General features: G+C 67.5%; 1 protein-coding gene. It reads right to left on the bottom strand.

Going from position 1 to position 1,326, the window contains the following annotated elements; genetic code table 11:
- Positions 1–1,271: ISAzo13 family transposase (locus tag ABT009_RS47365; RefSeq protein ID WP_351309684.1), on the bottom strand; the 1,271-nt coding region annotated here is incomplete at its 3' end.
- Positions 1,272–1,326 lie beyond the last annotated feature (55 nt).

The raw sequence follows: 1,326 nt of genomic DNA on the forward strand, positions 1-1,326 counted from the left end.
CGGTCGGCGACGCCGTGTGCCTCGCCGGCGGGCGACACCTGTGGCGCGGAGGGTTCGGGCAGCAGGGTGTAGTTCCACTGGCCGTGAACCTCATGCCGGACCAGCGGCAGCGCGGCGAAGCGGTCCTTGCTGATCGCGATGCCGGTGGGGTAGTCACCGGGATCGAGGTGGGCCTCGACGCGCAGACCAGCCCGGGTGCGGGTGGCGGCGATCGTCGCGATAACGACTTCGTGGCTGGTCAGCGGCCTGCCACGCCAGTTGTGGGTGATGTGGGAGAACAGCCGGTGCTCGATTTTGTTCCACTTGCTTGTGCCCGGAGGAAAGTGACACACCGTGATCGTCAGGCCCGTCTCGGCGGCCAGGGCAGCCAGTTCGCTCTTCCAGACCCGGTAGCGGTAGCCATTGGAGCCGCCCGCGTCCGAGGTGATCAGCAGCCGTGACGCCTTCGGGTAGTCGAGGCTGCCGCGACAGCGCCACCAGCGGCGGATGGACTCGACCGCGAAGACCGACGTGTCGTGGTCGATCCCGACGTTGACCCAGCCGGTGTTGCGGGCGATGTCGTAGATCCCGTACGGGATCGCCTGCTGAACGTCCGGGCCGCTGAAGAAGAAGTGATGGTCCTCCACCTCGACCGGCTCGCCCCTGGGCCGCCACTCGCGGCCGGCCATCGGCAGCCGTCCGATCTGTTCCCGCTTCTTCGTGTCCACGCTGATTACCGGCTCGCCGTCGCCCTGGTGCTGTTTGACCTGCTCGTTGATGTAGCGGAACTGGGCATCCCGGTCGGGATGCTGGGATCCCTCAAGGGTCTTGACGTTCGCCTGCAGACTGAAGCCCTCCTGCTTGAGCAGCCGACCCACCGTCGGCGGAGACACCGGGTGCCCCTGCCGGGTCAGCTCCTCGGCCAGGTTCCGCAGCGACTTCGTCGTCCACCGCAACGGCGACTCCGGATCACCCCGCTCATCCGGCTCGACCAGCCCCAACAACGCCTTGAGCAGGGCGGGATTGTTGGCCTCGGCCCGCTTGCGGCCTCCGCCTGGTGCACGTACCTGTCCGTCCGGCAGCGGCCCGGCCCCAGCCTCCAGCTCCGACACTCCGCGGCGCACGGTGGTCTCGCTGACCTGCGCGATCCTCGCCACCGCCCGTACACCGCCGTGCCCGATCAGCCGGGCCTCGGTGGCCAGGGCCAGCCGCCGCTGCCGTTCGTTCAAATGCGGCAACAACACCGAGAACCTGCAGTGGAGTTGGGAACAGATCTCCTTCGGAACGGCCATACCCTGACAACGAGCCCGCACCTGTAAAGCAGCACCTTGATTCTTTACGGCTTCA

The sequence above is a fragment of the Streptomyces sp. NPDC002896 genome (genome assembly GCF_040295225.1).
In the GTDB taxonomy this organism is placed as follows: Bacteria; Actinomycetota; Actinomycetes; order Streptomycetales; family Streptomycetaceae; genus Streptomyces.